The following is a 26,608-nucleotide window of genomic DNA, read 5'->3' on the forward strand; positions in this document are numbered from 1 at the left end:
AAGAAGAAGGTGATTACGAATGGAAGCATTGATTTCTTTCATCATGGTTAGTTTAGCGTTTATCTCCGGTCCATTTATTATCGTTATGTTCGGGCGCCAGGTCATTCGTCATGAAGATCTTAATGAGGCTAACAGTAAAGGGTAGGGATATAACGACCTTGAGAGCCTTCACAACGGGATTGCTGTCCGCATTGCTGGCATGTACCGGTGGAGCTATACAATTGATAAAAAAAGGGCTAATTCATGATGATTGGCCCTTTCTTATCTGGTTATCGTTTCATGTAAAGCTTCGGAGAATTTGCTGATGCCAATCTCGATATCTTCTACAGCGGGACGGGCGTAGGATAGTCTAACAAAACCTGCCTCAGAACCATACACGCTGCCCGGGACAAACAAGACGCCACGCTTAAAACCATTTCTCAGCAGCGTATAGTCATCGACATCCTCATTTATTTTACACCAGAGATTTAATCCGCCTGCAGGCAATTCGAACGAAATCTTATCTCTTAACATACGATTAAGAGCATTTGCCATTAAATTTCGGCGGCTGCGCAAAGCCTCTCTCAGACGGTACAAATGGGGAGTTAATGCCGATGAATCAAGAAGATGAGCGGCAATCCACTGCGGGAAGATGCTAAGGCCAAAATCCATCTGCTGCCGTGCGTCTACAAGGCGCTGAAGAACGGTATGAGGCGCAACCATCCAGCCGATTCGCAGACCAGATGCTGCTACCTTTGATAATGATCCGATGTACAACACGGTGCCCGATCGATCCAAAGATTTAATTGGGGGAGGGACCTCTTCATCCATAGAGGTTAAGCTGAAGGGATCATCCTCCACGATCGGAATACCAAGCTGCTCGCAGCAGGCAAGTATGTCTGCTCTTCTTTGTGTGCTTAGAACCGTTCCCGTCGGGTTCTGATAATTCGGATTTAAGAATACCATTCGGATTCGATGCAACTTGAATAAAGTGCGAATTTCCTCCGGATCAACACCATCCTTATCAACGGTTAATCCGAATAGACGGATGCCTGCTGACTGGAACATGGGTAAAGAGTAATTATAAGAAGGGTTTTCGATAGCAACGGCATCTCCGGGACTTAGGAGACATTGGGTAATAAGGTATAAGGATTGTTGGGATCCGGATGTAACTAATATAGAATCATCAGTCGCTTTAATAGCGCGATGTTCCAGGAGAAAGGAGGCTAAAGCGTTGCGAAGTGGAACATAGCCCTGCGGGTCCCCGTATCCTAACGGTTCATGAAATGGCTGGTTCTGCAAGACATTTCTAATCCATTCATTTGGTGAAAGCTCTGGAGCCAGTTCTCCGTTTGCGAAATTAATGAACGGTTCCCCACTTTGAACGCCTTCTCTTATTTTTCTTAAAAAGGGGAGGCTAGGCAGAAGTGTCCCTCCCTCTACATAACGATTCCAATTCGGTGTTTGAAGCTGAGCCATCCCCATCCTTGATTTAGTGACGCGGGTACCGCTTCCTGTTGTGCTATCAATAATTCCAGAAGCACGAAGATTCTCATAAGCTTGTACAACTGTGCTTCGATTTACACCTAATTGTTCAGCAAGCTTACGTTCAGAAGGCAGCATACTTCCAGGTGGCATTTCACCTAATGTAATACGCTGCTCGATATACTCTGCGATTTGTTGGTACAATGCTGTTTTACTGGTTCGGTCTGGTTTCCACATCTTTATTACACCTTTCCAATGACACGATACCTGAATTGTCTTTTCCTTTAGTGTATCAACAAGATGAGGTTATTGTAGCAAAGCTTATTTCAATTTCGTGAAAACAGCCAAAGGAGCCTTGATATAACAAGGTTCTTTGGCTGTTCATTTAATATCGCCCAGCAGAAAGATTACCATTCAATAAAATAACAGGAACAAGCATGACGGTATGGTGAGTTCAATGACGAGCCTGTTCTGGAAAGAAGGGACTTTCTCCATCATTACTTCAAAAACAGCCTCCCACTGCCTGCCGCTGTTTGTACCTATATAGTCGCCTGTTGAACATGCTTGACTTGGAGTGAACTCCAGATGTAATAATATCTTTGATGTATGAACTTTTGGAGAGCGAGGCGTATCTAATGGAATATGTGAAGCTTGGCCATACAGGCTTGGATGTATCGAGGTTGTGTCTTGGATGTATGGGCTTTGGGAACGCAGAGCGTTCCTTTCACCAATGGGTTCTCAATGAAGAAGGCAGTCGTCCGGTTATAAAAAAAGCACTGGAGCTTGGAATCAATTTCTTTGATACGGCTAACGTCTATGCGGATGGAACAAGTGAGGAAATTGTTGGACTTGCACTCAAAGAATATGCCAATCGAGATGAGATCGTCCTCGCAACAAAGATTCATGGGCGCATGCATGAAGGTCCTAATGGCGCCGGACTTTCACGGAAAGCGATTATGAGCGAGATAGATAAGAGCTTGAAACGTCTAAAAACCGATTATGTAGATCTGTACCAGATTCATCGCTGGGATTACCATACGCCAATCGAAGAGACGATGGAAGCCTTGCATGATGTGGTGAAAGCCGGAAAGGCAAGATACATCGGTGCTTCCGCTATGTATGCGTGGCAGTTCCAGAAGGCCCTTCATGTTGCAGAGCGGAATGGATGGACTAGGTTCGTATCGATGCAAAATCACTTAAACCTCATCTACCGTGAAGAAGAACGAGAGATGCTGCCGCTCTGCCGGGAAGAAAAAATCGGCGTTATTCCGTACAGTCCGCTTGCTGGAGGACGATTAACAAGAGATCCGAAGGATACGACGCATCGTTCTGAAACAGATCAGATTGCGAAACAGAAATACGATGCAACAGCAGAGACTGATCGATTAATCATAGATCAAGTTGCAGCGATCGCGGAACAACGCGGCGTTTCCCGTGTTCAGATTGCACTTGCCTGGCTGCTGCAGAAAGAACCGGTGACTGCGCCTATTGTTGGTGCGACGAAACTCTCTCATCTTGAGGACGCAGCAGCAGCGCTGGATATTAAGTTAACACATGAGGAAATTACTTCACTTGAAGCACCATATGTCCCTCACAGAGTTGTCGGTCATCAATAAGATAGCGTTTTCCTCACTTCTTCTACTAAAAGGATTCTATTATAATAGAATAAATATGGTAAATAGAAGTGGGGGCAACATACAAATGGCAAGTGAGAAGGTCAGCTACTCAAATCCCTGGATTGTAAATCGCGCAGATCCCTATGTGCTTAAGCACACGGATGGATTCTACTATTTCACAGCTTCCGTACCTGAGTATGACCGAATTGTTTTGCGGAAGGCAGCTACGCTTGAAGGGCTTGTTGAGGCGGAGGAAGCAGTGATCTGGCGTAAGCATGAAGTCGGAGAGATGGGAAACCATATCTGGGCGCCGGAGATTCATCACATCGGTGGCAAATGGTATATCTATTTCGCGGCGGGGACGGCTGAGGATCAATGGGCGATTCGGCCTTATGTTCTGGAGTGTGCTGATGAAGATCCGATATCAGGCACGTGGGTTGAAAAAGGCAAAATCGCACTCGACTTCGAGAGCTTCTCGCTTGATGCTACGACTTTCAATCATCGTGGGGAGCAGTATCTGATCTGGGCACAATATAAAGAATCAGACAGCAATTTATACATAGCCAAACTGGTCAACCCATGGACGATTGCCGGTCCTCAAGTTCTGATAGCAACGCCTCAATATGATTGGGAGATTCAGGGTCATCGGGTAAATGAAGGGCCAGCTGTATTGATGCGTAATGGCCGGATTTTTGTTGCTTTTTCAGCAAGTGCGACCGATCACCGGTATTGTAAGGGTTTGCTGGAAGCTGCTGCTGATGCTGACTTGCTTGATCCGAATTCGTGGACAAAGCATCCTCAGCCTGTATTTGAGACTAATGAGGAGACCTCTAACTATGGTCCAGGACATAACTGCTTTACGGTGAGTGAAGATGGCTCTACCGACCTGATCGTCTATCACGCCCGTCCTTATAAAGAACTTATAGGAAGTGCTCTGTCGGATCCAAACCGTCATGCTCGTGTGCAAGCATTCACATGGAATGAAGATGGAACGCCTTATTTTGGGACTCCGGGAAAAGTATAATACTATTAAAAAGCGGACTATACTATCGTTGCAGCTAGTTAGTCCGCTGTTCTTTCTGATATTGCAGATAACTAAGATTGTCAAAAAGATAGCTTAGACGTATTATTTAAAATGGAGCTACGGATGAAACCTCCCATAGGAGATACCCTACTACCCCGGTACTCCCATCCGATGCTAATCACAAATTCCCCGATTAAAGGAGACCTCTCTATGTCCACACGTCTATTTCCTCATGTTTACCATGAAGCCATCTCGGCAACCCAGCATTTTGTTGAAGCCTCTAATGATTTTCTTCGCTATTGGATCCATGATTTTCGGTATGATATTACTTCTTTCTTCTCCCTTGCTTCAGCAATTCGAACCCTACCTTATATTATTAATAACAGCTTCTATGCTCAAATATCGGACGGAAAGAAGGAGGAGGTTGATTCTCATCAAGAGGAAGTTGAAAATGTTATGTTTGAGATTGAAGAGCAAATGGTGAGAGTCTCGTTCAGCCTCCCAATTGTTGACCGAAGATGGGAATATGAATTGGAACGAATGTGGCGTTTATTTGATCGCGTTTATAATGAGCTCCGCAATGTCCTTGGAGGGTTCCGTCGTTATCCGTTTGATCTTGACGAGAAATTAGTTTGGAGAGCTACCAGCGATTAAAATGAATAAATCCCCCTGCTGCAAGCACAGGGGGATTTATATGGTATTTAGCCTTTATAATCGATATTAATGTCGTATGTATTCATCTCTAAGGAGATCTCGTTTCTAGTCTCGAAGTTAATGCTTTTCAGCCATGTTGTATCGAATTTATCAATCGTCTCATTCCTAAGCGTTTCATACTTTTTCTTCGCTTTATCGATTTCCTTGGCCAGTACATACAAATAAACAAAGCTGACAATGAATACGGCGATCAGGAAGATGAGGAAGGAACTATTCATGATACCTTCAAACAGGCTGGCGAAGCTGCCGTTACTCGTGCCAATAAATTTATAGTAGGCAACGGCAAATAGTAAAAAACAAAATAAGCAAAGTAATGCACATGCAGCAGCTCTTGATTTGTTAGTATCGAGTTTTTTCTTACGATCAATTAACTTATCGAATGTTATCTTCGCATCGCTCGGAACCTGTTCACGCCAAGCCATGTCAGCCCTCTCCCTTCACTTACCTGTCCAATACATGTTATGCCTGTACGCATAAAGCAATGTCTATCCGCACACAACTAATAAGAAAAAGTTGGATGCTGGAAGGGGCAGTTCGTGATGATCGTACCAATCAAAGTAAAAGACGTGAAAGATATTGAACAAATCAACCATATCGTATCGAGATATGACTTTGATATTTGGATTCATGGCAAAAGCGGAATGGCTGATGCGAAGTCAATTCTCGGTTTGTTCGTGCTTAAGCTGAGTGAACCGTTGACACTTGTTGTGCCGGATGATGTGAACTACAAAAAGCTTTTCAAAGAATTGGAGCCATTTCTCGTAATTGGCTAATTTCTTGTACCCGAATACATTTTGGCAAAGCAGCATCTTTCCGCCAACAATTTAATACAACCCCATAAAGTTTTGTTTTACCCCCGTGCAATCCAAAATAGAGTCGTTTAGTATGGAGGTAGGCTAACATAACAAGACAGGTTATGATTTGTATAATGGGGATGGTGAGTGGATGCTGCGAGCTTTAATTGTGGATGATGAATTCGAGATCCGCGAAGGTTTACGTAACCGCTTTCCTTGGGCTTCTTTTGGCATTGATGAGGTACTGGTTGCTGATGACGGCGATACTGCACTTATGCTTGCGCAGGATGTACGTCCGGATTTAATTGTAACGGATATTAAGATGAACCGGATGTCCGGGCTTGAGTTTCTAAGTGCCTTGCAGCAGCTCATGGATTATCATCCGGAGGCGATTGTAGTAAGTGGATACGATGATTTCGAACTCGTGAAGCAGGCAATGAAGACCGGTGCCCTCGATTATATTCTTAAACCAATCAATATCAGTGAACTGGAGCAAATGATACGCAAAGCGCTTGATAATATTAAAAGGAAACAGCTTGAACAGCATAATGAGCAGATGCTGATGAATCAGGTCAAATTCGCAATTCCCAAGATGCGCGAAGAGCTGCTTCGGGAAATGGTAGAGCAGGAGCATGATCCCTATAAGGAAACAAGAAGGCGCCACCGGTTGACGACCTTGAATCTGGAGTGGATGATCAGTCAGCACATGACGCTGATGGTTATTGAAGCCGATGATTTGAAGGCAATTGAGAACCGCCGGGCTCAGGAAAAGGACCTCATTCTGTTTGGTATCGGCAATGTGGTGAACCAGACATTAGAGGAGGATTATCCTTATCCGTACGCTTTATATATGGATAGCGGGAACCGTTGGGTCATTCTACTCAGCTGCATGCGTTCGGATCAATTGGAGCTGACGAGCGGCATCGCGTATTTGTGCATTAAGCGCATCAATGATTTTGTCAAAGTGAAAGCGAGCGCGGGACTACGGACGAATCCAGGTACCTTCGAGCAATTGCATGATATGTATACCGAGGCGCTTGCTGTGCTGGAGCAAAAGGCGGTGTATGGCGGCAATCGGGTATTTACGCTGCAAGGAGGCTTTGAAGAGGGAGACAACGCTGATCTAACGCTTGCGGAGCCGGAAGAAGTACTGGATCTGGTCAAATTTGGTTCAGATGAAGATATTTCAGCGGCCTTGGACCGGTTCGAGTTAATGGTTCAGGCGTGGCAGCTCACACAGCTGCGGGATATTCAGCAGAACATCTTCGAGTGGCTGTTTGAGATTTTCAAGAAAGCATCCGCTGCTGGCGTTCCTAATAAAAAGTGGATCAGTAATCCAATCGCGTTATGGGAGCAGCTTGAACGATATGATACGCTTCAATCGCTTAGGGAGCAGGCAGAAAAATGCCTGAAGGATATTGCGGCTGATTTCCGCAGTCTCTCGTCTACACCAAGCCAGATTATATGCGAAGCCGAAAAAATTTTGCAGCGTGATTACGCGGAAAGCCTCACGCTGCAAAGTGTAGCAAATGCGGTTCATGTCACGCCAGTATGGCTAAGCAAACTGTTTAAGAAAGACAAAAGGCAGACCTTCCTCGAATATTTGACGGATATCCGGATCGAGAAAGCGAAAGAAATGCTTGGTGATATCCAGTTCAAGGTATATCAAATCTCATTCCAGGTCGGCTATAAGGACCCTGTCCATTTCTCAAAGCTGTTCAAGAAGCAGGTTGGCTGTACGCCAAAAGAATACCGTAGACAACGGGGCATTATGGAAGAGTAAGGTATAAAAGGGCAGTATCCAAGGTGAATAGCTTTACCTTTGGAACTGCCTTTTTTGTTGCTTATTATAAAGATTTGATACCAATCGTTACGATTTTGAAGCCATCTACTGGAAGACTGCTGCCCACAGTTTCATCACTAGCGTCTTCCAATATGGTGCTCTCATAACTCGCTGCTGCGGATTTTGGCTGAACAGTAAGCTGGGTTGATTCACCCGAAAGATTATACCAGCGTGCCATCAGATCACCGCGATTTTCATTGATTTTCAGACTGGAGAATGCAAGACCGTCACCGTTCCAAGCGAGGAAATGGTCGCTCAGCGGCAGCTCACCTTGTTGTAAATTCATACTTCTTGAAGTGATTGGCACCGGGAATCGGTAAGCTTCGCGGTAAGCGCTGAACCGTTCGTTCTCACCGCCATAAGGGATGATCATCCATTCGGCTTCATTGATGCCCAGACACTGCGCATCAGGTGTATGGAATACCCCCCAATCGCCAAGTTCGCCGACTGATCGAAGTAGTGTAAGAGCAATGGTATTTCTGCCATCAAGCATTACTTCGTATTCGTTAAGGCCTTTTCCGGCAACGGTCAAGCCTCTATTGGTATCGTGAACATCAATGAAGGTTTGCAAATGCTGGCAGTTACTAGGGTTCTCCCAAACGGGTGATGGAACAGTCTGGCGCTCAGCCACTTCAAAGATAGAGTCTGCAAAATGCGTGGAAGCATCAGCATCGGATGGCAGCCATACGCGAACGCGGTGATCCTTCGATTGATTGTCAATCTGTGCATGAACACCTACGCCTTTGCCATTATGCTCAAGGCTTAGCTTAGTGACAATAACCAGTGGAGCAAGCTCGTTTGATCGTCCAGCCTTCCGCTGGCGGAATTCGACCATCGTGTTAACCTCTCGGGCTAACCGCTCATCAGCGCTTGCTGGAATAGCAAAGGAATGAGTAATTTCAATCGCTGCTCGGTATGGCATGTCTTCTACGATTCGAATGGCCGCTTTGAGCCCTTTGGTTGTAATGGCCTTATCGCTTACAGGCTGTTTAAAAATATATTCATTACCAATATCGCCTACATTCTCGTAAATCCCAAGTCCGCTGTACGTTTGACCGCTTGCCTTATGATGGATGGAGTAGCTTCCATCGTCCTCAACGGTCAGCTTTAGATGGGCGTTCTCTAACGTCCGGCTGCTGCTGATTAGAGATAATTCTGCGGCTGGCTTATTGTTGTGAGCGCCTCCATCTGGAATCCAGGCAAAGGTCTGATAGCCGAGCTGAGGCAGGTTAGCTGCTTCGAAGGTTAGTCGTAGTGCACGCGCCATATAAGGCTGGCGGAACTTATCGCCTGGCAGCTCATAGCCGAAGCGTACACCCAAATCTTCTGCCGTATGAGCGATTTGGTTACCAGCGGCATTAACCAGATAGCCTTCAGCATCCGAACGTTCTTTTACGACGGCAGCAATGGCGACTGGATCCTCACTTTGGTCAAAGAAGCGATGGGAATATTCAATCTCTACTGTAATAACTGATGACCCTTCGTAACCGCTGGTGTTAAAGACAACGATCGGAACAGCCTCTTCACTTAGCGAAGCGAAGGAGGAAGTATCGATCTTAGAGCTGATGAATCTGACGCTTTCTTCAGTCAGCCGTTTCCCAACCTCCATGCTTTTGGCAAAACGTGTCTTCATCTCGTCATACACCTCGTCGACGCTGCAGCCGCAAATACTGTCATGTGGATGGTTCTGCATCAGTGTCTTCCAGGCGTATTGCAGCAGCCCATGTGGGTAAGGCTTACCAAGGCTATGTGCAGCAGCGGCGAGTGGTTCGGTCACTTTTTCCAGCAGCGTTTGGTTCTGCTGATTAAGCTGTTTAATATAGACACGTGCAGAAGCGGTGTTAACAAGTGAATACCAGCCATCGGTCTGCTGGCCTCGGAGTTCACCTCGCGTTACGCTAAGCGTATCCGGAAGCTCGGCTTCCACAGCACGGACATAATCATCGAAATTGGAATGGATAAACTCGTAATCCGGGAACAGCTCTCTTGCCGTGCGAAGCGCTTCGGACAGGTTGGTCTGGATAGGCTGATGGTCGCAGCCATTCATCAAGAGCAGATGCGGGGTGGAGGCAAACTGCTCTGCTCGTGCCAGACGATGCTCCCAGTAAGGCTTTGCTAGAGACGGATCAACGGGAATCTCCATACCATTGTTGTACCAGTTGGCAAACAGGATACCAAGCACACTAGAGCCATCCGGTGACTGCCAGATCAGCTCGGAGTAAGGTGATTCCAGTCCCGAGTCATCAACCCGATTGTTGAAGCCGGTCGCCTTGACTCCTCTTCCGAAGACGGCTGTATCAATGCCTGCCTGCTTCAGAAGCTGTGCCGCTTGTCCCATATTGCCAAACGAATCGGGGAAGTAGCCCAGCTTCGAAATTGGACCAAACTTGGCAGCATCTCGGTGTCCGATCAGTAAATTACGGACATTTGCTTCACTGCTCGTCAGGAATTCGTCCTGCAGGATATACCATGGACCAAGGGAGAGCTTGCCCTCGTCGCAGAGCTTCTGGATCTGTTCCCGTTTCTCCGGATACACCTGTAAATAATCGTCCAATACAATTGTTTGCCCGTCCAGATAGAAGCTGCGGAATTCAGGGTCCGCTTCGAAAGTATTCAGCAGCGTATCCATCGTTTCGATCAGTTTGACGTGATGGGCTTCATACGGCATATACCATTCCCGGTCCCAATGGGTATGAGAGATAACATGTACAATACGCTTAGATGATGGCATGATGGTTCCTCTTTTCATAGAAGGTTAGTCATTATGCAACAAGTGTAAAGAATAGGGCATTCACTTACAATGAGGCATAAGTAAACTTTAATGTTCATTTTTATCGCTTTTTCTTTACATGAAGGGCAGGTTTATTAGGTGAGAAAAATATCGCTCCGGCTGGCATCCTCCTTCCGCAATCGTATGATCTTTATATTTCTGCTCATCATCATTGTTCCATTCCTACTATTTGCCTACTATTCCCATATCAAATCAATTGAGGGGATATCCGATGCGAATGCGAAGATGACGATGAGTTATTTGCAGCAGGCTAAGAAGAACTTCGAAATTTATCTAAACAATCTCAATGAGCAGGTGAATGAGGTAATTGGCAATAAAAGCGTTCAAGATTTGCTGTACAAGGAACCGATTGATAACTCGGAGGAAGAATCGTTTGCGGTGAATATGCTGACGACGCTCATTCATACGACACCTGTCATCGATGCTTTCCGGGTGAAGGTGTATCCAATCAATCCAACGAAGTATCCCTCGTATATGAGATCGATTGATGAATCGGTCCGTATCGGCGATCAATATTGGTTTCAACGCTCGAGGGCAACAGTGGAGCCGATCTGGTATTTGACCATGCCAAAGCAAGGGAGATATGCGAAGCCGCTGCTTACTTATGTGAAACGGTTCTCTGGAATATATGATTCCAAGCTGCGGGGTCTTATTGCGACTGATTTGTCCGATGATTTTCTGGTGCGTTATTTCTCCCCTTCCGATCAGTTGAAGGATCAGAAGCTGCTGCTCGTGAATGAGAAGGGAATCGTCCATTACGATTCCGCTGTCAATGAATGGACAGGGCAGCCGTTTCCGTCCGATTCTTTTATTTCGTATATGAAAACAAGCGATGCCGGTTCCAAGTCGATCACCATTAGCGGACATACATATCTGGCTACTTATGTGACGATGGCTAATCATCCCTGGACAATCGTCAGCCTGACACCGCTTAAGGAACTGACGGGTACGATTGATGAGATTAATAAGGTTCTTATTATTTTTCTTATCGTTTATTTGATCTGCTGTATAAGTGTTGTGATCTATCTTACCGTTATTTACACGCAGCCTATTGCTCATTTGGTCCGGTTGATGCGCAGGCTCGAATCGGATAATCTTCAGTATTTATCGCCATGGTCATCCCGCAATGATGAAGTAGGCTGGCTGTACCGGGGTGTTGGAAGTATGGTGCAGCGAATTGATGGATTGATTAAAGATGCGGCACGTTCGGAACGGAACAAGAAGGCATTGGAATTCCAAGTGCTGAGCCATCAGATTAATCCACATTTTCTATACAATACATTGGAGTCAATCCGGTGGAAGGCTGAAAATCACGGCAGGAGCGATATAAGCGAGATGGTATCGGCGCTTGGCAATTTACTTCGCCTCAGTCTCAATCAAGGGAAAGAGATTACGACGCTTCGACGGGAGTTTGATCAGGTGAAAGCGTATGTAGCTATTGAACAGGCAAGGATGGGGGAAACGGTACGCATCCTGTACTCCTGCGATGATGCAACGCTTGATCTGCCGTTCCTGCGGCTTCTGCTGCAGCCTTTAGTAGAGAATGCGATTCAGCATAGTGTAAGAGATAATTTTGATAAAGGAAAAATTATGATTGCCGCAAGGCAAGAGGATGACGATATTGTGATTGATATTGCCGATAATGGAAAAGGAATTCCGCAGCATGTGCTCGATCAGCTCGAACTGGAGGAAGAGCAGGCCAGCGGCAAGTTCTCGCAGTCACGCAGAGGAGTAGGGCTGCGCAACGTGAACGACCGGCTGAAGCTATATTTTGGCGAGGCTTATAAGCTCAAGATTGTAACGGGTCCGGAGATTGGAACCAGAATTACGTTAAGGCATCCGGTTCTTAAGGAAGGGCAAGAGCTGGATTCCATCCAACAATGAGTTAAGAGTAATACCAAAGGAGACATGCTTTCGAAGTATGAATCACCACAAATGGTAGATGCCCTATCTCTTGTGTGGCAATTCATTTAAGGAGGAGTATCAAATGAAAAACAAACATAGGGTTGTTGGAATTTTACTCCTGACACTTGTTCTGGTTCTTGTCTCTTGCTCCAGCTATACGCCTAAACCGTCTGACAAAATCCAGGAACCTGCGCCTGTTAAGCTAAGACTGCTTACTTGGGCAGATGACCGTTATCAACAGCTCTATGATATGTTCCATGAGCGGTATCCCTGGATTACCATCGAACCGATTATGGTACAGGCGAATGATTCGAATATTATGGCCAAGATCGAGGAGCTGGAGAAAGCGGGAACACCTGCTGACTTGACCTGGATTGCCGGGGATCTGCTAGCCTATGAACAGAAAGGGATGCTGGCTAATTTAAAGCCATATATGGATAAAGATGAGTCCTTCCAGGACAAAGTGCTGCCGGACGGTTATTTTGATACGATGAATTTCCATGGCCGCAGACTCGCTGTCCCGTTCGTGGACGTGCCGATGTGGATCGTCGTTAATAAGGATCTGCTCGCGAAGCATGGCGTACAGATGCCGTCTAATACGTGGAGCTTTGATGATTTCCGTTATATAGCGAAGCAAGTAACCGATCCAGCGGCAGGCGAATATGGCCTTACTACCAGCAATGAGTTCGTGATGCGCCTCCTTCCGCTGAAAGCTGCTGCCGACGGACATGTTCCAAATCTGGCCTATATGAACGAAGCTATGACGAAGAGCCTGCTGGATACACCAGCTGTACTGGATGATGTGCGGTGGTTGACGGAGTTTGTCACGAAGGACGGCTCTATGCTTTCCTGGTACAGATCTGCTCAAGAAGGTGATCTCGTTAAAAATTTCATGAACGGAAAGACAGCCTTCGAGATAGGCGGAGACTGGCTGCTGCCCCGTCTGCAGCGGGAGGCGAAGTTCAATTGGGATATTCTGCCCTTCCCTCGGGGGCAGTTGAACCAGTATTCGTTCCATATTTATGGACCACTTGCTCTGCTCAGCGGCTCAGAGCATAAAGAGGAAGCGTACAAATGGATAAGCTTTCAATTTGAGCTTGAAGCGCAAAAATGGAAGATTGACGAAGGGGCCAACGCCTCCGTTATTGATCCTGAGCTGACTGACTATATCGATCAAGCACCGATCTGGCAGGGCCGAAACATTGAAGCCGTTAAAATGACCAAAGATAACGGACTCGTTCTGCCAGGCGCAACGATCCCCGGATTTTCCGATTATAATTGGGTGAATATGCTCAACGAGATCGTGTTTAATGGCTATGATGCGAAACATCTCATCCCGGAGACGGAAGCATGGAACAAGAAAACACAACAGCTTCGTGAACAGTGGCAAAAGGCCGCCCCTAAAGGATAGTTCAGTAAAAAATGATATAATAAAATCAAAATTTTAAGAAAATAACGAGGTGTAAACTATGGAGATTAGTGCTGATGTGTTATTAGTCATCGATTTACAAAATGGTGTATGTTATAGCGATTATAGCGATGAGCATTTGTTTGGATTAGAGGAATTGCTTACTAAAGTAAATGAAAGAATCTCCTTGTACAGAAAGTTGAATAAACAAATTATCTTTGTTCAACACTGCGATGAGGAGTTAGTGCCTGGAGAAGAACTTTGGGCTATTCATGCTAAACTTGATGTTCAAGCACAAGATATTTTGATAAATAAAACACATGCAAATTCGTTTTACAGAACGAACTTAAAAGAGATTTTAGATCAATTAAATGTGCATAGTATAGAATTTTGCGGTGCTCAAACCGAATATTGTATGGATGCTACCATTAAATTCGCTCATGGACTGGGCTACAAAAACTCTATGATAAAAAACGCGACCTCCACGTTAAATCATTCATTTATGTCTGCAGAAGAGACTATTAATTTTTATGAAAAAATGTGGAATCATAGGTATTTAGAGTTCATATAAGATGGGAATTGAAAGTTTGTTGACTACACTTTACTGAATTAGGATTGCCAGAGATAAAAATAGAGATTGAAGTTTGGGCTGCTAAAGTGTGAAATCAGGGGCACCTCATGTACGTGTGAACACATTAAAAGTCATTGGGAAATGATAGCTCAATAAGAATTTAAAGGCAGTCCTTAACGGGCTGTCTTTTTAGTTTGCCTGGAAAGCATACATCGTAGATAAGAGTGAGGAATTGATCACTCATATTATATTCCATGTGTGAGATATGCCGAATACATGTAAAGAAGTCGACCATCCCGTTGGTCGACTTCTAATTATACTATTGTGCAGTCAGGATCTGTGGACCTTCAGCGGTGATGGCGATTGTATGCTCGTATTGGGCAGCGAGCTTGCGGTCAAGCGTCCGCGCAGTCCAGTTATCTGCATCAATTGTCATGAAGTAGGTTCCTTCGGTGATCATAGGCTCGATCGTGAACACCATGCCCTCCTTGATTCGAAGGCCTTTGCCGGGCTTGCCGATATGTATATAGTTCGGATCCTCGTGCAGGTCACGTCCGATACCATGCGCGAGAAGGTCGCGCACAACGCCGAAGCCGTTTGATTCGGCATGCTGCTGGATCACGCTCGTCACGTCGCCAAGCCGATTGCCGGGCTGCGCCTGCGCAATGCTCAGGTCAAGGCATTCCTTCGTTACGCGCATCAGCTTCTCGGCCGTCGGCGAGATATTTCCAACCGCATAGCTCCAGGCCGAATCGCCGAGCCAGCCGTCGAGTTCTGCAACCGTATCGATCGTCACGATATCGCCTTCCTCAAGTGGCTTATTGCTAGGAAAACCGTGCGCGATCACATCGTTGACAGAGGCACAGGTTGCATATGGATAGCCCTTGTAGCCCTTTGTGTAGGGCTTGGCGCCGTGCTTCAAGATAATATCCTCGAAGAGGCGCTCAATCTCGTTCGTTGTGATGCCCGGTTGAATAAGCGGGGCGATCGTGCGATGGCATTCGGCTACCACCTGGCATGCTTTGCGAATGGCCTCGATTTCATGTTTGCTTTTTAAGATGATCATGTTCGTATCAGAGCTCCTTCGTAATGGCGTGCATCGCGAGCTGGGCGATTCGATCGACGTCCAGCTCGGAAGTACCTGCATAGTAGTGCAGCCCACAGCAGCCGACCAGCACTGCAAGCATATGGTCGACGCTGTCATCTTCGCGCTTGGCGATCGATTGGAGCGGAACGTACAGCCGTTCCATGAATCGTCTCTTGGTGGCTTGCCGTTCCTTCTCAGGCAAGCTTGCATAATGCTCCGACGCCATCTTGTAGACAAGATATGTACGAGCGTCCGATTGCCACAACTTAAGCAGCGCCGTGCAATACATCAATAGCTGCCTGTCAGGGCTGCCGTCATAGATGTTCACCCATTCTGCCAAGGTTTGCTGACATCGCTCGAAGCCGCTATCCAGCACATCTTCTATTAATAAATGTCGGTTGGGGTAGTAATGGTACACAGTGCCGTAACCGAGCTCGGCCTCGCGGGCGACATCGCGAATATCAAAGCTCCCGCCCGTGCGGAAGTAGGCGCGCGCGGTGGCGTCCAGGATCTGTTCTCTGCGCTGCATGCGAATGAACTCATTTTGTTCTTTGGTACGGGGGCACATAGGCGTGTGAGCTCCTTTTTTATAGACCTGCAAATTTGTCGATATAAAAATATTAACACGTAGGGCGGGGATATGCAAACCAGCGGTTAATTATGTTGGATTACATTTTCACTTGCAGTTTCTATATACAAAGTACATATTCTAATAATGCAGAAGAAGGCAAGCGAGAGATACATATCGAGACAAATGCAATGAAGAATAACAGACCACCTTACCTTTACTATTTGAACTGTAGTTTAATTAATAAAGCTGCATCTTAATTGGAGCATCTGTTGCAGCTTTTGTTGAAGTAAAGGGCGGCAGATTACTGTAATGACATTGTAGCAGAACACGTCAAAAGACCTTCATCACTTGATGAAGGCCATTTGCCGTTCATGATATTCATGCTCTAGCCGTTGCTTATTTGTATCTGGCCATATTACAAACCGATTTATGCGTTGCGCGAAACCTCCGGCTTCCCGGCATCCGTGCTTCCCCATAGTTGCCAACGCAGCACAATTCCGATGAAACCAATTATTCCAACCGCGAGCCCTGCGATCAAGAACGTGTGGCTCACCCCCATGAGACCGATCAGCGCACCGCCGCAGAGCGGAGCGATGACGAAGATAACGCTAGTCAAGGATTCAAATATGCCGCTGACGCGGCCTACGGCTTCGGGTGGCGTTTCCTTCTGCAAAATGTAATTCATGCCTGAGGAGGTAAAGCCGGTACCGATCCCTCCAATAAAAAATACCAGCAGCATGAGCCAAAGTGGACTGTCTTGCCGGAAAGCACCGGCTGCCGCGAACATCAGGCCGATCAGCGCTACGCCCCCTCCGAGCAGCAGTCCGTACGCCGTAAGCTCTTGGTACCGGCGAAGCCAAGTTACGCTCGCGAGTCCGCCAGCCCCGATCGCGGTCACAAGCCAACCCATCAACTCGGGTTGTTCCGGGGCAATCTCGCGAAAGAGGACGGCGAATTGGGCATCAATCATTTGGATGCCGGCTAGCCCGATCAAGCTGAAGAGAAGACTCATGCGCAAGATGCGGCTGTGCCAGAGAAGGCTCCATCCTTCACGCCATTCGCCCCGCAGCCCCCCATTCTCCTTGATTGCGGATGCAGCGGTCGGTACACGCCCATCGGCGGCGGGGACAAGCAGGAGCAAGAAGGCGGACACGACGTAGCAGCCTGCATTCACCGCCATACTGACGGAGGGGGTGAATGTAGACGCTACGGAGGCGCCAAGCAAAGGACCTAGTATTTTGGACAGCTGGAAGACGGCTCCGTTAAGAGAGGTCGCCTGCAAGAGCTGATCCTGCGCAACAACTGCCCGAGTCATCGATTGTTGTGCGGGATAGTGGAAGACGCGGGCGGTCGATCGGATTGCGATCAAGCCGAGCAGTAATCCCGCGTTAGGAGCGAAGATGAGCATGACGGTTAATCCCGAGCGCAGGAGATCGGTGGCGATCATCAGGTTCCGTTTGTTCCAGCGATCAGCCAAAATGCCTGCCAACTGGCTGAAAGCAATGCCGGGCACGGCAAAACAAAGAGGCAGCAGCGCGATCGTCATCGCATCGACCTTCCAGATGAAGCCGAGAAGAATCGTGACTGCCATAAAGTCGAAATAATCGCCGAAAGCCGAGAGGCCGTAGGCGGCGAACATTTTTGCGAACGAGCGGTTTTTTCTTAACATCGGAACGGCAAACCCCCTGATTGAAATCGTTATGATCCAATCGTAACAGGGGAATGTCAGAGAATGATCAGAGATGCTTTATAAGCAAATGCTCTGTTCGAGGCAGCAGCTCTTCAAAGCGGTAACGGACAGCAAGCTGGTCCCGCTGCCGTTGATAGGCTAACCGATAAGTTTCGTCGCACTCGTGGATGGAGAGAAATCGCAGCATTGTATTTAAGCTAAAAAGCAGATGGGGGAGGAATTCCGTATGGCGGAGCGTCTCCAACCCTTCATCCAATATAAGTCTCGCGGCGGGAATATCACCTTGCCGGTATAGGAGCATTGCCATGGCCACGAGATAAGCTCCCCGCTCGCGCTTGATCGGATGACTTATCAGGAGCTCGTCGCATTCGCGCAGCTTGGCGTCCGCAGTTTCTAGCTTCCCCGTCCATATTGCCAGATAAATCTCCTGCAGCAGAAAGACTGCCTTGAAGCTAGGGGAGTTGAACTCTTCAATCTCCTGCCGGATCGCTTCGAGAACATTACGTGCATGATCCGGCCTGCCGGCTTCCGTATAGAGGTGAACGAGGCTTAGCTGCAAGTCATATCGCCATTCCAGGGTGTCGGCCTTGGCAAGAAGCTTTACGAAGTAAGGGAGCGTAGCTGCGAGTTCCGGTTGAATGAGGGAGTGGATATATACGGCATACGTCAGCTTCTGCCAAAGGGAAATGTGGTCTATTGTTAGGAGCCATTCGAAATCACCGCGAATAAAACGGAGATAGGCGTCATTATAAGGGTCGCCCGGCAAGCTGAGAACCTCACGGTTCTCCGAAAGCAGCTGCATCGCTGCTCCCATGCCAAGGCCGTGATACCTGGAAAACAAACGCTTCACGTCAAACGCGAACTCTTCGTCGAAGTATAGCGGATTATCCTTCGACTCGGGAGCGCGGCGCACGAGCTTATAGCCCTGACCGCGGACGGTCTCCACGCGGAACAGATGGATCCATCCGGCCAATTTTCTCCGAATGCGGTAGATGTGGTCGTCCACGGTCCGGTCGGTCGGGGCTTCCATCGGCCATACGGCATCAAGCAAAGCCTCCCGGGTGAACGAGCGTCCCGCATGCTCGTATAGAAATTGGAAGAGCACGAACTCCTTGGGCAGGAGATGAACGCGTTCTCCCGCGTATACGACTTGATAAGTATCCGAATTGAAATGAATCATGTGAAACTCCCTGCCCTTTCATTACGCTTGCCAATTCTTCTTTTCTTGATGATGGCATGGTGGTTCGGAGAAATCAAGCGAACGTCCTCCCGAACGTCTGCCTTCCATTGCAGATGGTATGTTGCGGCAGCAACTGGCGCCGCTTCATTGAGCTAACGGTGAAGAGACCATAGCTCGTTGCTATGGTCTCTGGCCTCTTTCTATGAAGCGGTCAGTAAAATTACTAACCACGAAATTCCGCCTCACTCACTTCAACTGTCCGTCACTGCCTACCGCTGAAACGTTTGATCGCTTCCTCGGTCACCGGGGCGAAGAGGTTAACCAGGTTGCCGTCGGGATCGCGAAACAGCATAGCACGGTTCCCCCACGGCATCGTGGTTGGTTCCTTTACCCACTCGTCGACAAACGGCTTCAAGCGCTCATATTCGGCATCGACATCGTGGACGCGGAACTCGATGATGACAGTGTGATTGTCGGCCGCCACTGCGGAACCAGCGCCGAACAGCTGCACCGTCTGGGAGTGGCCGATCGCCAGGGTGCACGATGGCACAACGAGTTCGGCAAAGACGGGCGCGGGGCGCTCCGCCGGAACACCCAAGACTTTCTCATAGAACTTAACAAGACGATCCACGTCGTCAGTAATGATGCGTACAGAAGCAAAATTCACGAGATACCATCCTTCCTATAATCAATGATACAATACCGTATCCTATCATTTTGGGCCAAAAAACTTCGCATATATCTTCTACTCCTTTACGGTGATTTACTCTGATTATAAAAAAACACTACTGACAACAGTGTGTCAGTAGCGTTTAAAATTATTTTTGGCTTCCTCCCGAATTCAATTGGTAGAACCGAATGACAAGAACGCTGCAAAAGCGCCCTCTCCTGAGTGGGAGAGGGCGCTTTTATAAACTTAGATAAACTGCCTTACATCGTTGTTGCGGGTGAAGCGATAGATGGCAACCAATGTGAATACGGCCGCGAAGGCAACGAGAATGGCCATGTTGAGCCCGAGATTTCCGATTGCTTGACCGTCCTGCAGCTTTGTAATCGTGTCAAGTAGCCAGTGCTGCGGGAGGAAGCTTGCGATCTTCTGAACGGTATCCGGCATAATCTCGGCCGGGAAGAAGCAGCCGGCAAGCAGGCAGGTTGGTGTAATGATCAGCGTCTGCAGAGCGCCTGCGCTTCTGCTGTTCTTCGAGAACGCGGTGAGCAGCAGGGCAAGGCTGATGGCGACGAGCGAGAACAGGAGGAGCGCGCCGAGCATATCTACAAACGGAATGCCAGAGTCGATGCCGAAGGCGTACTTCAAGATTAAAAGTGTAATGACAATCTGCAGCACCTGGATGATGAAGGTAACCAGCACGTTCGCGAGCACGAATCCCCGGGCCGACAGCGGCGACGAGAGCAGACGGAGGAAGGTGCGGTCTTCTCTCTCTTTAAGAATAAGCCCGCTCATGTTGAACGCAGAGGAGAGAAGGAACAACAACAGAAAGCCAATCGATTGATACGTCATATCCTTAAACTTCGCCGTGTCTTTAAGGGACTCCGAGTCGAACTTAAAGCTGGACGTTTTGTAATCCGCGTAGATCGCGTCGAACGCATCCCCTTCGTCCTTCGTCGCTTGGCCAATAGCGGCGACATTACCGAGGTAACCGTCAAGAAGTGCCTTCACGTAAGAAGTCACTTCCGCGCCTTTGGCGGAAACGAGGCGCAGATGGGTCGGATGACCGTCCTGAACGCTGCCTGCGAATCCTTCCTCGAAGATAAGGCCGCTGTCCAGCTTGCCAGAAGCAATGTCCTTGTTCATGGATGCTTCATCCGTCATCGTGATTTTCACGTTGTTCAGCCCTTCGACAAAACGAATCGTATCTTGCGTCAATGTCTTGTCGCCGTCTTTGTTGAGGACGCCGACGTGAAGGCTGCCGCCGCTGGAGCTTCCGTAGATCAGCATGGAGAGCAGGATGGCGGCAATCGGCAATCCGAAGTATACGATCCAGCTCGATTTCTTGCGGAAGGTTGTGTGGAGCAGCCTGCGAGCAATCCAAAGAATGTTAGTCATGTCAGAATGCCTCCCTTTTGCGCATAGTAAAGGCGACGAATGCAAGGAACACTGCCGCTATAGCAGTATTAAGCCCGATGACCGGGAATACGGCATACAAGTCGTCGTTATAGATCAAGTTCATCAACGCTTCATTTGCCCAGCGAAGAGGCGAGATGAGCGCGATTCCGCCGAAGACACCGGAGGCCTCGTCGACAGGGAAGTAGGCGCCGCCGACCATGGATGCAAATTGAACGAAGATCATCATGACGGCGTTGACTGCATCGTCTTTAAATAGGAAGGCAATGCCAAGGCCAAAGCTGACCGCCAGCAGAACTACCGTAAATAGCAGGAGGAACACGGAGCCGAGGTGATGGCCCCAGTTAGCGTTGAACGCGTATTTGCTGAACAAAACAACCGCGAGAATGCAGAGGAAGTTGATGATGGTGCTAGCGATCACCTTACCTGCGAATATCTCCAGCTTCCCGATGGGGGCGGCGACCAGTCGGAGGGACGTCTTCCGTTTCACTTCGCCGCGAATGAGCCAGCTAGCCGACATGCAGGCATAGAAGGCAATCATTGTTGATTCCACGATCGCGTAATAATCGATGGAGCCCGGTTTACGATCTGGATCGAGCGAGGACTCCTGGACGAACGAACCGGTCGACATCGATCCCGCGATGATGATCTGTGCCGCTTCGGGATCGTTCTTTACGGCTGCCGCAGCCAAGCTGTACTTGTCGGCGAATGAGGTTAGCATGCCTTGGATGATATTGCTCGAGATTGTCTCACGGCTGCTTCCGTAGAAGTGAATGCCATTGTCGTCGATCTCCGCGTACGCTGTAAATTGATTATCCTGAACGGCTTTTTTGCCGTCGATGCCGCTTGCGGCAGGTGTTAACTCGATGCCTTCTTGGCCGATCGCTTGAGCGAAGCCGTTCCAATAGCTTTGCAACTGCTGATTCTGGGCGGTATTTTTAACAAGCAGCTTCATATCTCCGATTTCATTTACATTATGGAAGGCATTTGTTAGCGCTGTTCCGAGAATCAGAATAAGCACGATTGGAAAAGCAAGCATAAAGAGCAGGGTTCGTTTATCCCGCAAGCTCTTCTTGATTTCGAATAACGTAATGTTTAGTACGTTCACGTTCCTCGTCCTCCTTAGTCGCGCAGCTTCCGGCCGGTTAAGGTCAGGAACACCGTCTCCAGATTAGGCGCTTGCTCTTCGACCGAGCTGATCTCGACTTGATCGCGAATCAACTGTTGGATAACCCAATTGAGATTGTTGATTTCACCTCTCGACACGATCTTGACCATCTGTTCTTCTAACTGAACGGAATTGACGCCGGTGATTCCCTTCAGTGCATCCAGATCAAGACGCTCAGCGTTCTTCACGCCGATCCAAGTCTCCTTCGTATCGGTAATAATCGACTTGAGCTGATCCTTCGTGCCCTCCGCGATGATCTTGCCGTGGTCGACGATTGCGATTCGGGTGCAGATCTCTTCGACCTCTTCCATATAGTGACTCGTATAGATGACCGAGCAGCCCATCTGATTCAGCTTCTTGACTGAGTTCAGAATGTAGTTGCGTGACTGTGGATCGATACCTACAGTCGGTTCGTCCATGATTAACAGCTTCGGGTGGTGGGCGATGGCGCAGGCGATGTTGAGGCGCCGTTTCATGCCGCCGGAGAAACTCTTCGGCAGAGCTTTGTGCTTGTCGCCGAGACCAACGAACTCCAGCGCCTCCTCCGTGCGTTCCTTCAGCAGCGAGCCGCGGATACCGTACAATCCCGCGAAGAATCTCACATTCTCGTAGGCGGTCATCTCTTCGTAGATCGCGAGATCCTGCGGCACAATACCGATGTTTATCTTGGCGAATTTGTTCTCCTTCACGATGTCTCTGCCTAGAACCTGGATTTCCCCCTTCGTAATCCGCAGCAGCGAGGAGATCATGTTGATCGTCGTGCTTTTGCCCGCGCCATTCGCTCCGAGGAAACCGAAGATCTCTCCTTCGCTAATGCTAAGATTCATGTTGTCGACGGCAATGAAGTCGCCGAATTTTTTGGTCAAGTTGCGGATTTCTAATACGTTCATCCGTATCACTCCGTTTTCGTTAATGTTTATAGCTTTATTCTAATAAAAAAGGATGACCTCATGTCAGTGCATAAGTTCACCCTTTGCATATGAGAAATTTCATGTTCGAAGCATGAGTTCTTTCATCCGCCCTTCTGAAGGGGCAGAAGAGTGGTCACGCGGAAGCCCTTGGTACCATCGACGATGACGGTGCCTCCCGCGGATGCGGCTCTCTCCTCCATGCCGACGATACCCAGCCCTTTGACGATTTTGTCCACACCTCTGCCGTTATCGGCGACGACGGACTGAATCATGCGGTTCAGTACACGAATCTCGAACTCGATGGCGGTCGCCCCTCCGTACTTCAGCGAATTGGTGACCGCCTCCTTCGCGTTCTCATGGATGATCTTCCACTGAAGAGGCGTGATCATATCCAGATCTCCGGCATGCGTGACGGTCGAGTTCACCGAGTGATTGGCGGACAACTCGTCCGCGAACAGCCGAAGCCGGTGGATGCCAAGCTCCTCCGACCGGGGCTTCATATCTTTAAGAGTAAGGCGGATCTGCTCCAGCCCTTCCCTGGAGATCGCGATCGCGTTGCCGAGAAGCTCGGAGGCTTTATCCGGATTCGCGCCCAGCAGACGCCTGGACGCTTCCATCTGGATCAGCGCCCCGGCCATCGCGTGGCCGACTTCGTCGTGAATTTGCTGCGACAGCCGATTACGCTCCTCCAGCTTGATTGTGTACTTGGATTGGCGAATATACTCCTCGTTCATGCTAAGAGATTGCTTCAGACGCTGTAAATCGAGGCGTAACGCCTCCTTCTCCTCGCCGATCTTCTCGAGTTTCTCCGTATAAACCCGCATGCCATAGTAGAGAAGAAAGCTTAAAGAGGTTGCGAGAAGATAGACCAGAATCTCATCGTCCGGAATGAGGAACAGCGGCACAAGTCCAAGCAGCAGGGCGAAGCGGCTCCTTCCTCCCAACAGCAGCACAGTCTCGTAGAGATTGACGGATAGCAGAAGGATGAAAATCGTATTCAGACGAAAGGCGAACAGAGCGACCAGTATGGCCGAAGCGACCGATCCCAGCAACTGAAACCGTTTTTGCTTTCTCAGAATCGGAATGGATATGTTCACGCATAAATAGGACAAGTAGGCGAGTATCTCCCAGGGAGATACTCCGCGCACGACCGAATAAGAGAGAAAGATGACGTAGAAAAGCAATACAGCCTTATTGCCAATGATCCAAAATTCCATGTTGCGACTCCCTAATCTTCTGAATGCTTGACTTCACCTGTCAAGTAATAGATCGCGATCTGCGTCCTGTGTTCAAGTCCCGTCTTGTTCAGGATCGACGTGATATAATTGGCAGTCGTGCCTTCGGAGATGAACAACTTCTTCGAGATTTCCCTGTTAGAGAGCCCTTTAGCGATCTGCGCCATGATTTCGAGTTCCCGTTCTGTGAACAGGCTGCGGTCAATTCGATCCGAACCGGAGGACGAAGCGGGAGCGGATTGAACCGGATCAGAAGCGGCGAGATGACCGTTATGCTGCTCGCGACCGGTCTGAGGTTGCAATTGCGTACTATTCATCAGATTGGATTTGATTGTATTCAGGACGACGTCTTGGAGAACATGATGGTCGTTATATACGCTCTTTATGGCATCCCGGATTCTCTCAGGGTCGTTGTTCTTGAGGAGGTACCCTCTGGCGCCCGACCGCACCGCCTCAAGAATGTATTCGTCGTCGTCGAACGTGGTAAGGATCAGCGGCTTGGCCTTCGTCTGCTCTGTCAGGAGACGGGTTGCCTCTACGCCGTTCATGTTCGGCATTCGCACGTCGAGAAGGGCGACGTCCACTTCGTGCGAACGGCAATAATCAACCGCCTCCGCTCCATCGCTGACGGTGGCAACCACCTCGAACTCATCGAACGTGGTGAGGATGATCTTCATTCCTTCACGGATAAACGAATTATCGTCCGCGATCAGCACTTTTATTTTCAATTGTAGGGCCTCCTCATGAACTAGCTTGCGTATCGTATACATTAATACAAGAATATACCAATCGCGCTCGTCCGACAATCCGAGCAAGCGTTAGAGGATGAGCCCTTGCGACGGCTTGTATTAATAGAATAGGAGTCATCGGAGCTTTGAAAACCGAACGCAATAATAACAATTTAATTCAATGTTAGAGGAAAGAGGAGCAGAATAAAGAAGAAGTATTCGTTAAGGCTACCAAATATAAAGGATAAGGGGAGCTGATAATGGAGACAGTCATTATAAATCAAAGTAAAACGTTTACACTGTTCGGCGTTTCTAAACTTCATGATCAAAAAAAAGCGTATAGTGAAACGATTTTCGAATTGCTGGATCAGGTTTGGAAGGAAGTGAAAAACAAAGAACTCTCTCATACAGGAATAAATCATGTAGTTTATGATATTGATCACATTATATTTGCTGGGATCGAGCTGATCTCTCCGCCTAAAGGAGATTCATTATTGGTAATGAGGGATGTTATTTTTCAAAAATATGCGTATTGTAAGCACATCGGACCATATAGCGAATTAGACAAAACGTATAGGAGCATACAATCGACTGTTAACGCTCTTGGAGAACACCATGAGGCTCCGATATTGGAGATATACGGACATTGGAACGAGGATGAATCAAAGCTTGAAACGGAGATTCTCTATAATCTCAAGTAAGTTATTTTACATCCAATTTTAAAAACGTAATTATGAAGCACAAGGTTCCATTCCAACAAGTTAATTTATTTACAGATGTTCGAGTTAAGGGAAATAAATATAGAACTTTAGCTCAACAACAAAAACAGCTGCCGACAGCAATCGGTAGCTGTTTTTATTATTACGGGATCATTTTAGCCTGAAGGTTGTATTTAATCATCGCCCTGGTGGTTAATGAAATATTGTTGTTTCATCATGGCAATGTGTTGTTTCATCATGAACACGGCCTCATCCGGTTCTATAATCTTGGCATCATAACTAACTCCCCAAATCATGTCTACATAAAAAGCCAACTGCCGGACCGGGGACTTATCATTTTTATAATAGTTTTTAATAATTGGACAAAGAAATACCTTTAAAGTCTCGATTCAAGCTTTCACCTTAGCTTTCAGCGTCTACGGAGATAGGAATCTTGATGAAGTCTACTCCTACTGACCTCACACCATTATTCGGATCCGTATCGGAGCCTACAGCAACCGTAATGTTGAAGTTTTCCGATGGTAAGATTGTTTTTTGATCAGAAATCAAATCAATTATTATTGTTCCAGTTCCTCCTCCTGAGGGTTTACCTAAATAATCTACACCAATTACAACCTGATTCCTCCATTCCTTACCTAGGGACATATCTCCTTCAGAAGCATATGGCTGTAGAGATGTCTTTTGATTCTCAGGGTGACTGCTTAGAATATTGGAGATATACCATTTCTTTGGGATGTACACGGTTATTCCGCCGTAATCTTTTGGATCAATCTCATACGAAGCAACAATTCGCATCCGATCAGCCATTTGTTTTTCGCCCCACACAAAGATCGTTCCTGTTGCTGATGTATTTTGATTTGCAGTATGGGACTTGACGCTGAATTCCTTAGTAAGCACGATACCATCATTGACTACCGTGTAATCATTAAGCTTCTCTTGAAAAAAGATGTGTTGTACGATTAAGACAGTCACCACAACTAAAACAGCAGTAAAAGCAACGAAAATGTATTTAGCATACGTCTTCAGATTTTTCCCTCCAGTTAAAAATTTACATACTTACCAATTTCATTATATCTGAAATAAGTTTAATGAGAATAATAGCCAAT

The 26,608-nt window shown here is 47.6% G+C and carries 25 protein-coding genes; 11 read left to right on the forward strand and 14 right to left on the reverse strand.

From position 1 onward, the window contains the following. Positions 1-19: 19 nt before the first annotated feature. A complete protein-coding gene (locus tag FHS17_RS30975; protein ID WP_279590394.1) occupies positions 20-145 on the forward strand; it encodes a hypothetical protein in 126 nt (41 codons plus the stop codon). Positions 146-261: 116 nt separating this feature from the next. Here FHS17_RS30975 and pdxR read toward each other — a convergent pair whose 3' ends face one another. Further along, positions 262-1,701 (reverse strand): MocR-like pyridoxine biosynthesis transcription factor PdxR, encoded by a 1,440-nt coding sequence (gene pdxR / locus FHS17_RS26590; protein WP_167281828.1) that lies wholly within the window; start codon positions 1,699-1,701, stop codon positions 262-264. A gap of 398 nt (positions 1,702-2,099) precedes the next feature. Here pdxR and FHS17_RS26595 point away from each other — a divergent pair, with 398 nt between their 5' ends. From FHS17_RS26595 to FHS17_RS26605, 3 genes are all read left to right on the forward strand, one after another. Beyond that, positions 2,100-3,080, forward strand: a complete 981-nt coding sequence (locus FHS17_RS26595; protein WP_167281831.1) for an aldo/keto reductase — start codon at positions 2,100-2,102, stop codon at positions 3,078-3,080. Between the two features lie 85 nt (positions 3,081-3,165). Continuing rightward, on the forward strand, positions 3,166-4,104 hold the full coding sequence (locus tag FHS17_RS26600; protein ID WP_167281833.1) for a glycoside hydrolase family 43 protein: 939 nt from the start codon (positions 3,166-3,168) through the stop codon (positions 4,102-4,104). 210 nt (positions 4,105-4,314) lie between these two features. Next, positions 4,315-4,758: a hypothetical protein gene (locus FHS17_RS26605; RefSeq protein ID WP_167281835.1), complete on the forward strand. Its 444-nt coding sequence runs from the start codon at positions 4,315-4,317 to the stop codon at positions 4,756-4,758. Between the two features lie 47 nt (positions 4,759-4,805). Here FHS17_RS26605 and FHS17_RS26610 read toward each other — a convergent pair whose 3' ends face one another. Continuing rightward, positions 4,806-5,240, reverse strand: coding sequence for a DUF2663 family protein (locus tag FHS17_RS26610; protein WP_167281837.1), 435 nt, complete (start codon positions 5,238-5,240; stop codon positions 4,806-4,808). A 117-nt stretch (positions 5,241-5,357) separates the two neighbouring features. Between FHS17_RS26610 and FHS17_RS26615 the strand changes: the two genes are divergently transcribed. Beyond that, positions 5,358-5,591, forward strand: a complete 234-nt coding sequence (locus FHS17_RS26615) for an HPr family phosphocarrier protein (protein ID WP_167281840.1) — start codon at positions 5,358-5,360, stop codon at positions 5,589-5,591. A 172-nt stretch (positions 5,592-5,763) separates the two neighbouring features. After that, a complete protein-coding gene (locus FHS17_RS26620) occupies positions 5,764-7,395 on the forward strand; it encodes a response regulator transcription factor (RefSeq protein ID WP_167281842.1) in 1,632 nt (543 codons plus the stop codon). 64 nt (positions 7,396-7,459) lie between these two features. On the opposite strand, the gene FHS17_RS26625 is transcribed toward FHS17_RS26620, so the two are convergent. Next, complete coding sequence (locus FHS17_RS26625) at positions 7,460-10,186, reverse strand: alpha-mannosidase (RefSeq protein WP_167281844.1); 2,727 nt, start codon at positions 10,184-10,186, stop codon at positions 7,460-7,462. Between the two features lie 138 nt (positions 10,187-10,324). Between FHS17_RS26625 and FHS17_RS26630 the strand changes: the two genes are divergently transcribed. The 3 genes from FHS17_RS26630 to FHS17_RS26640 all read left to right on the forward strand — a co-directional run bounded on the left by FHS17_RS26630 (position 10,325) and on the right by FHS17_RS26640 (position 14,130). Next, positions 10,325-12,130, forward strand: a complete 1,806-nt coding sequence (locus FHS17_RS26630) for a histidine kinase (protein ID WP_167281846.1) — start codon at positions 10,325-10,327, stop codon at positions 12,128-12,130. A 103-nt stretch (positions 12,131-12,233) separates the two neighbouring features. Beyond that, positions 12,234-13,562 (forward strand): ABC transporter substrate-binding protein, encoded by a 1,329-nt coding sequence (locus tag FHS17_RS26635; RefSeq protein ID WP_167281848.1) that lies wholly within the window; start codon positions 12,234-12,236, stop codon positions 13,560-13,562. 58 nt (positions 13,563-13,620) lie between these two features. Beyond that, a complete protein-coding gene (locus tag FHS17_RS26640) occupies positions 13,621-14,130 on the forward strand; it encodes a cysteine hydrolase family protein (protein ID WP_167281851.1) in 510 nt (169 codons plus the stop codon). Between the two features lie 319 nt (positions 14,131-14,449). Here FHS17_RS26640 and map read toward each other — a convergent pair whose 3' ends face one another. Together map and FHS17_RS26650 are read right to left on the reverse strand one after the other, a co-directional pair. Then, on the reverse strand, positions 14,450-15,196 hold the full coding sequence (map, locus tag FHS17_RS26645; protein ID WP_167281853.1) for a type I methionyl aminopeptidase: 747 nt from the start codon (positions 15,194-15,196) through the stop codon (positions 14,450-14,452). A 7-nt stretch (positions 15,197-15,203) separates the two neighbouring features. Next, positions 15,204-15,593 (reverse strand): hypothetical protein, encoded by a 390-nt coding sequence (locus FHS17_RS26650; protein ID WP_341805925.1) that lies wholly within the window; start codon positions 15,591-15,593, stop codon positions 15,204-15,206. 33 nt (positions 15,594-15,626) lie between these two features. Between FHS17_RS26650 and FHS17_RS30735 the strand changes: the two genes are divergently transcribed. Next, a complete protein-coding gene (locus FHS17_RS30735; protein WP_243865567.1) occupies positions 15,627-15,848 on the forward strand; it encodes a hypothetical protein in 222 nt (73 codons plus the stop codon). 367 nt (positions 15,849-16,215) lie between these two features. Here FHS17_RS30735 and FHS17_RS26655 read toward each other — a convergent pair whose 3' ends face one another. From FHS17_RS26655 to FHS17_RS26690, 8 genes are all read right to left on the reverse strand, one after another. Then, positions 16,216-17,457 (reverse strand): MFS transporter, encoded by a 1,242-nt coding sequence (locus FHS17_RS26655; RefSeq protein ID WP_167281857.1) that lies wholly within the window; start codon positions 17,455-17,457, stop codon positions 16,216-16,218. Positions 17,458-17,524: 67 nt separating this feature from the next. Then, complete coding sequence (locus FHS17_RS26660) at positions 17,525-18,658, reverse strand: winged helix-turn-helix domain-containing protein (RefSeq protein WP_167281859.1); 1,134 nt, start codon at positions 18,656-18,658, stop codon at positions 17,525-17,527. Between the two features lie 262 nt (positions 18,659-18,920). Next, on the reverse strand, positions 18,921-19,325 hold the full coding sequence (locus tag FHS17_RS26665) for a VOC family protein (protein WP_167281861.1): 405 nt from the start codon (positions 19,323-19,325) through the stop codon (positions 18,921-18,923). Positions 19,326-19,574: 249 nt separating this feature from the next. Beyond that, positions 19,575-20,723, reverse strand: coding sequence for an ABC transporter permease (locus FHS17_RS26670; RefSeq protein WP_167281863.1), 1,149 nt, complete (start codon positions 20,721-20,723; stop codon positions 19,575-19,577). A gap of 1 nt (position 20,724) precedes the next feature. Then, positions 20,725-21,849, reverse strand: a complete 1,125-nt coding sequence (locus FHS17_RS26675; protein WP_167281865.1) for an ABC transporter permease — start codon at positions 21,847-21,849, stop codon at positions 20,725-20,727. Positions 21,850-21,863: 14 nt separating this feature from the next. Continuing rightward, positions 21,864-22,799 carry an ABC transporter ATP-binding protein gene (locus FHS17_RS26680; RefSeq protein WP_167281868.1) on the reverse strand — a complete coding sequence of 312 codons (936 nt, stop codon included), beginning with the start codon at positions 22,797-22,799 and terminating at the stop codon, positions 21,864-21,866. A gap of 122 nt (positions 22,800-22,921) precedes the next feature. Further along, the gene (locus FHS17_RS26685; protein WP_167281870.1) at positions 22,922-24,037 is read right to left on the reverse strand and encodes a sensor histidine kinase; all 1,116 of its coding nucleotides are present in this window, start codon (positions 24,035-24,037) and stop codon (positions 22,922-22,924) included. An 11-nt stretch (positions 24,038-24,048) separates the two neighbouring features. Next, the gene (locus tag FHS17_RS26690; RefSeq protein ID WP_167281871.1) at positions 24,049-24,783 is read right to left on the reverse strand and encodes a response regulator transcription factor; all 735 of its coding nucleotides are present in this window, start codon (positions 24,781-24,783) and stop codon (positions 24,049-24,051) included. A 260-nt stretch (positions 24,784-25,043) separates the two neighbouring features. On the opposite strand from FHS17_RS26690, the gene FHS17_RS26695 reads away from it, so the two are divergent. Beyond that, positions 25,044-25,484, forward strand: a complete 441-nt coding sequence (locus FHS17_RS26695) for a GyrI-like domain-containing protein (RefSeq protein WP_167281874.1) — start codon at positions 25,044-25,046, stop codon at positions 25,482-25,484. Positions 25,485-25,904: 420 nt separating this feature from the next. Here the strand turns inward: FHS17_RS26695 and FHS17_RS26700 are convergent, their stop codons facing one another. Next, positions 25,905-26,309 carry a hypothetical protein gene (locus tag FHS17_RS26700; RefSeq protein WP_167281876.1) on the reverse strand — a complete coding sequence of 135 codons (405 nt, stop codon included), beginning with the start codon at positions 26,307-26,309 and terminating at the stop codon, positions 25,905-25,907. Between the last annotated feature and the right edge of the window lie 299 nt (positions 26,310-26,608).

Origin of the sequence: Paenibacillus lupini, assembly GCF_011761355.1 — a bacterium.
In the GTDB taxonomy this organism is placed as follows: Bacteria; Bacillota; Bacilli; order Paenibacillales; family Paenibacillaceae; genus Pristimantibacillus; species Pristimantibacillus lupini.

Coding starts and splice junctions, on each gene's coding strand:
- FHS17_RS30975 (WP_279590394.1), top strand. CDS start 20: ATGGAAGCATTGATTTCTTTCATCATGGTTAGTTTAGCGTTTATCTCC.
- pdxR (WP_167281828.1), bottom strand. CDS start 1,701: ATGTGGAAACCAGACCGAACCAGTAAAACAGCATTGTACCAACAAATC.
- FHS17_RS26595 (WP_167281831.1), top strand. CDS start 2,100: ATGGAATATGTGAAGCTTGGCCATACAGGCTTGGATGTATCGAGGTTG.
- FHS17_RS26600 (WP_167281833.1), top strand. CDS start 3,166: ATGGCAAGTGAGAAGGTCAGCTACTCAAATCCCTGGATTGTAAATCGC.
- FHS17_RS26605 (WP_167281835.1), top strand. CDS start 4,315: ATGTCCACACGTCTATTTCCTCATGTTTACCATGAAGCCATCTCGGCA.
- FHS17_RS26610 (WP_167281837.1), bottom strand. CDS start 5,240: ATGGCTTGGCGTGAACAGGTTCCGAGCGATGCGAAGATAACATTCGAT.
- FHS17_RS26615 (WP_167281840.1), top strand. CDS start 5,358: ATGATCGTACCAATCAAAGTAAAAGACGTGAAAGATATTGAACAAATC.
- FHS17_RS26620 (WP_167281842.1), top strand. CDS start 5,764: ATGCTGCGAGCTTTAATTGTGGATGATGAATTCGAGATCCGCGAAGGT.
- FHS17_RS26625 (WP_167281844.1), bottom strand. CDS start 10,186: ATGCCATCATCTAAGCGTATTGTACATGTTATCTCTCATACCCATTGG.
- FHS17_RS26635 (WP_167281848.1), top strand. CDS start 12,234: ATGAAAAACAAACATAGGGTTGTTGGAATTTTACTCCTGACACTTGTT.
- FHS17_RS26640 (WP_167281851.1), top strand. CDS start 13,621: ATGGAGATTAGTGCTGATGTGTTATTAGTCATCGATTTACAAAATGGT.
- map (WP_167281853.1), bottom strand. CDS start 15,196: ATGATCATCTTAAAAAGCAAACATGAAATCGAGGCCATTCGCAAAGCA.
- FHS17_RS30735 (WP_243865567.1), top strand. CDS start 15,627: ATGGTACACAGTGCCGTAACCGAGCTCGGCCTCGCGGGCGACATCGCG.
- FHS17_RS26655 (WP_167281857.1), bottom strand. CDS start 17,457: ATGTTAAGAAAAAACCGCTCGTTCGCAAAAATGTTCGCCGCCTACGGC.
- FHS17_RS26660 (WP_167281859.1), bottom strand. CDS start 18,658: ATGATTCATTTCAATTCGGATACTTATCAAGTCGTATACGCGGGAGAA.
- FHS17_RS26670 (WP_167281863.1), bottom strand. CDS start 20,723: ATGACTAACATTCTTTGGATTGCTCGCAGGCTGCTCCACACAACCTTC.
- FHS17_RS26680 (WP_167281868.1), bottom strand. CDS start 22,799: ATGAACGTATTAGAAATCCGCAACTTGACCAAAAAATTCGGCGACTTC.
- FHS17_RS26685 (WP_167281870.1), bottom strand. CDS start 24,037: ATGGAATTTTGGATCATTGGCAATAAGGCTGTATTGCTTTTCTACGTC.
- FHS17_RS26695 (WP_167281874.1), top strand. CDS start 25,044: ATGGAGACAGTCATTATAAATCAAAGTAAAACGTTTACACTGTTCGGC.
- FHS17_RS26700 (WP_167281876.1), bottom strand. CDS start 26,309: ATGGCTGATCGGATGCGAATTGTTGCTTCGTATGAGATTGATCCAAAA.